5 protein-coding genes and 1 pseudogene are annotated in these 3,742 nt (G+C 57.9%); 1 reads left to right on the forward strand and 5 read right to left on the reverse strand.

All coding sequences use genetic code 11. The annotated features are described in order from the left end of the window. Positions 1–77 precede the first annotated feature (77 nt). Complete coding sequence (gene pmbA / locus ACRESJ_RS28475) at positions 78–1,424, forward strand: metalloprotease PmbA (protein ID WP_431760852.1); 1,347 nt, start codon at positions 78–80, stop codon at positions 1,422–1,424. A 104-nt stretch (positions 1,425–1,528) separates the two neighbouring features. On the opposite strand, the gene ACRESJ_RS28480 is transcribed toward pmbA, so the two are convergent. From ACRESJ_RS28480 to ACRESJ_RS28500, 5 genes and pseudogenes are all read right to left on the reverse strand, one after another. Then, positions 1,529–1,804 (reverse strand): HPr family phosphocarrier protein, encoded by a 276-nt coding sequence (locus tag ACRESJ_RS28480; protein ID WP_431760853.1) that lies wholly within the window; start codon positions 1,802–1,804, stop codon positions 1,529–1,531. Positions 1,805–1,819: 15 nt separating this feature from the next. Further along, the gene (gene rapZ, locus ACRESJ_RS28485; protein ID WP_431760854.1) at positions 1,820–2,677 is read right to left on the reverse strand and encodes an RNase adapter RapZ; all 858 of its coding nucleotides are present in this window, start codon (positions 2,675–2,677) and stop codon (positions 1,820–1,822) included. A 2-nt stretch (positions 2,678–2,679) separates the two neighbouring features. Next, complete coding sequence (gene ptsN / locus ACRESJ_RS28490) at positions 2,680–3,144, reverse strand: PTS IIA-like nitrogen regulatory protein PtsN (RefSeq protein WP_431760855.1); 465 nt, start codon at positions 3,142–3,144, stop codon at positions 2,680–2,682. Positions 3,145–3,156: 12 nt separating this feature from the next. Next, a complete protein-coding gene (hpf, locus tag ACRESJ_RS28495) occupies positions 3,157–3,465 on the reverse strand; it encodes a ribosome hibernation-promoting factor, HPF/YfiA family (RefSeq protein WP_007941242.1) in 309 nt (102 codons plus the stop codon). Between the two features lie 74 nt (positions 3,466–3,539). Beyond that, positions 3,540–3,742, reverse strand: a pseudogene (locus tag ACRESJ_RS28500) (RNA polymerase factor sigma-54); the annotation flags it as partial.

The following is a 3,742-nucleotide window of genomic DNA, read 5'->3' on the forward strand; positions in this document are numbered from 1 at the left end:
TAACCAGTCGGGGGCCGCTTGTCCGGCCCGGTCGCTCGATGACCGTTACCGAAAGCAGAATTTGAGTGGAGAACAGCATGAGTGCAGTTGAAAGCGTCGGCCCACAAGCGTTGCCGGCACTGCAGGAGCAAGTCGAGCAAATCATCGCTGAAGCCAAGCGTCAGGGCGCCAGTGCCTGTGAGGTGGCGGTATCCCTGGAGCAGGGCCTGTCGACCACCGTGCGCCAGCGTGAAGTCGAAACCGTTGAATTCAATCGTGACCAGGGTTTTGGCATCACCCTGTACGTCGGCCAGCGCAAGGGCTCGGCCAGCACCTCGGCCAGTGGTCCGGATGCGATTCGCGAAACCGTCGCTGCCGCACTGGCCATCGCCAAACACACGTCTGAAGACGAAGCCTCGGGTCTGGCGGATGCTGCGCTGATGGCGCGCGACGTGCAGGATTTCGACCTGTTCCACCAATGGGATATCACCCCGGAGCAAGCGATCGAACAGGCGTTGGCCTGTGAAGCCGCGGCGTTTGCTGCCGACAGCCGAATCAAGAACGCCGATGGCACCACGCTCAGCACGCACCAGGGCTGCCGTGTCTACGGCAACAGCCACGGTTTTATCGGCGGATACGCGTCAACCCGGCATAGCTTGAGCTGCGTGATGATCGCCGAGGCTGATGGCCAGATGCAGCGCGATTACTGGTACGACGTGAATCGCCAAGGCAATTTGCTAGCTGATCCTGTGAGCATTGGCCAACGTGCCGCGCAGCGGGCTGCCAGCCGACTGGGCGCGCGTCCAGTGCCGACCTGCGAAGTGCCGGTGCTGTTTTCGGCGGAACTGGCCGGCGGTTTGTTCGGCAGTTTCCTGTCGGCGATCTCCGGTGGCAGCCTGTATCGCAAGTCGTCGTTCCTCGAAGGTACGTTGGGTCAGAAGCTGTTTCCAGAGTGGCTGACCATCGATGAGCGCCCGCACCTAATGCGTGCCATGGGCAGTGCGGCATTCGATGGTGACGGTCTGGCCACCTATGCCAAACCGTTTGTCGAAAAAGGTGAGCTGGTGTCCTACATCCTCGGCACTTATTCCGGTCGCAAACTCGGCATGCCGAGCACCGCGAACGCCGGCGGCGTGCACAACCTGTTTGTCACCCATGGTGATGAAGACCAGGCTGCCCTGTTGCGTCGCATGGGGCGCGGTTTGCTGGTGACCGAATTGATGGGCCAAGGCCTGAATATGGTGACCGGCGACTACTCCCGCGGTGCAGCGGGGTACTGGGTCGAGAACGGCGAAATCCAGTTCGCGGTTCAGGAAGTGACGATTGCCGGCAATATGCGTGACATGTTCAAGCAGATCGTTGCCGTGGGGAATGATCTGGAGCTGCGCAGCAACATTCGTACGGGGTCGGTGCTGATCGAGCGGATGATGGTGGCTGGTAGTTAAGCTCTTTCGCTTCACAAAAAGACGCTACCCATCGGGTGGCGTTTTTTTTGAAGATCAAAAGATCGCAGCCTTCGGCAGCTCCTACAGGCTGCGATCTTTTGTGTTTATTCGCCTTCGTCAAAGTAGTTGTTGATCAAGGCCACCAGCGCATCCATCGCTTCCTGTTCCTGCGCACCTTCCGTGCTCAGGTGGATCATGGTGCCTTTGCCGGCGGCGAGCATCATCATGGCCATGATGCTTTTTCCATCGACGGTGGTTTCTGGCGTGCGTCCTACCCTGATCGTGCAGTCCTTGAACTGACCGGCCACCCCAACGAATTTTGCTGACGCACGGGCATGCAAACCCAGCTTATTGATGATTTCGATTTCCCGAGCAGGCATCGCGATGTGAATCCTTTAGGTGAGGTCGCGGTGGCGAACCTGAACGTTCTTCAAAGTTTGCTGGAGGGTCTTGCCCAAGCGTTCGGTCAGGTAGACGGAGCGGTGATGCCCGCCGGTACAGCCGATGGCTATGGTGACGTAGGCACGGTTGCTGGCAGCAAAGCGAGGTAACCATTTGAGCAGGTAACTGGAAATGTCCTGGAACATCTCCTCGACATCCGGTTGTGCCGCCAGGTACTCGGCAACCGGTTCATCAAGCCCGGACTGCGCACGCAATTCCGGCTTCCAGTAAGGGTTGGGCAGGCAACGCACATCAAACACCAGATCGGCGTCGACCGGCATGCCACGCTTGAAACCGAAAGATTCCACCAGGAATGCAGTGCCGGGTTCCGGCTGGTTCAGCAGGCGCAGCTTGATCGTATCGCGCAACTGATACAGGTTCAGGTTGGTGGTGTTTACTTTGAGATCGGCCAGGTCGGCGATGGGGTCGAGCAGGATCTTTTCATCATTGATCGCCTCGGCGAGCGAGCGATTGGGACTGCTCAGCGGGTGGCGGCGACGGGTTTCCGAGAAGCGTTTGAGCAAGGTTTCTTCGTCGGCGTCCAGATACAGGACATCACACTGGATGTGCCGGCTGCGCACCTCTTCCAGCAGTTCCGGGAAGCGCGACAAATGACTTGGCAGGTTGCGGGCATCGATAGACACCGCAACCAGCGGCTGTAACAACTCGGTGTGAATCAACGCACGTTCGGCCAGTTCTGGCAGCAACCCGGCAGGCAGGTTGTCGATGCAGTAATAGCCGTTGTCCTCGAGTACATCGAGGGCAGTACTTTTACCTGAGCCGGAGCGGCCGCTGACGATGATCAAGCGCATGATTAATGACCGTTTTGCTCGTCCAGGACAACCTGATACAAGGCTTCATTGCTCGGGGCGCTGCGCAGTTTGTCGCGTACGTCCTTGCGGTCGAGCATGCTGGCGATCTGGCGCAACAACTCCAGGTGCGCATCGGTAGCGGCTTCCGGGACCAGCAGGACGAACAGCAGGTCAACCGGAGCACCATCGATAGCATCAAAATCGATAGGGGCGTCCAGGTGCATCAAGGCACTGATGGGCGAAGTACAACCTTTGAGGCGGCAGTGGGGAATGGCGATACCGTTACCAAAACCGGTTGAACCGAGTTTCTCACGGGCGACCAGGCTCTCGAAGACATCCTGCATGGCCAGATCCGGCACTTCGCGATGGATGAGGTTGGCAATTTGCTCGAGAGCTTTCTTTTTACTGCCGCCCGGCACGTTCACCAGGGACCGGCCGGGGGTCAGGATACTTTCAAGTCGGATCATGGGTTGGGAGTGTTAACGACCGGTAGCGCCCTGGAGGAGGCTCTGGGTCTTTTCCTTATGCTTTTTGAGTTGTTTATCCAGCTTGTCGGTCAGTGCGTCGATCGCTGCGTACATATCGGTATGTTCCGCGTTGGCGACCACTTCATTGCCGGGAATATGCAGCGTGGCTTCGATTTTCTGCTTAAGCTTTTCGACCGTCATCGTGACCTGCACGTTGGTGATCTTGTCGAAATGTCGCTCCAGTCGTTCGAGCTTTTCGCCGATGTAGGTGCGAAGAGGTTCGGTCACTTCCAGTTGGTGTCCACTGATGTTGACTTGCATACAGCTTCTCCTTCGTTGCCAGTGCATAAAGCGGTAGATCCGATGATCTACCACTGGAACGCTGTGGCGTGGCTCTACATCAACCGCTTACGTTCGCTCGAAGGCGCGATCCCTAGGGATTCGCGGTACTTGGCGACGGTGCGGCGAGCCACCTGAATGCCTTGTGCCTCCAGTAAACCAGCGATCTTGCTGTCACTCAACGGCTTTTTCTGATTTTCCGCGGCAACCAGTTTTTTGATGATCGCGCGGATCGCCGTGGACGAGCATTCGCCGCCTT

It is taken from the genome of Pseudomonas sp. (assembly GCF_050739655.1).
In the GTDB taxonomy this organism is placed as follows: Bacteria; Pseudomonadota; Gammaproteobacteria; order Pseudomonadales; family Pseudomonadaceae; genus Aquipseudomonas.

What these genes read in the sequence shown, in the direction of transcription:
- ACRESJ_RS28480 (WP_431760853.1), bottom strand. Translation starts at nt 1,804, where the DNA reads ATGCCTGCTCGGGAAATCGAAATCATCAATAAGCTGGGTTTGCATGCC.
- ptsN (WP_431760855.1), bottom strand. Translation starts at nt 3,144, where the DNA reads ATGATCCGACTTGAAAGTATCCTGACCCCCGGCCGGTCCCTGGTGAAC.
- rapZ (WP_431760854.1), bottom strand. Translation starts at nt 2,677, where the DNA reads ATGCGCTTGATCATCGTCAGCGGCCGCTCCGGCTCAGGTAAAAGTACT.
- hpf (WP_007941242.1), bottom strand. Translation starts at nt 3,465, where the DNA reads ATGCAAGTCAACATCAGTGGACACCAACTGGAAGTGACCGAACCTCTT.
- pmbA (WP_431760852.1), top strand. Translation starts at nt 78, where the DNA reads ATGAGTGCAGTTGAAAGCGTCGGCCCACAAGCGTTGCCGGCACTGCAG.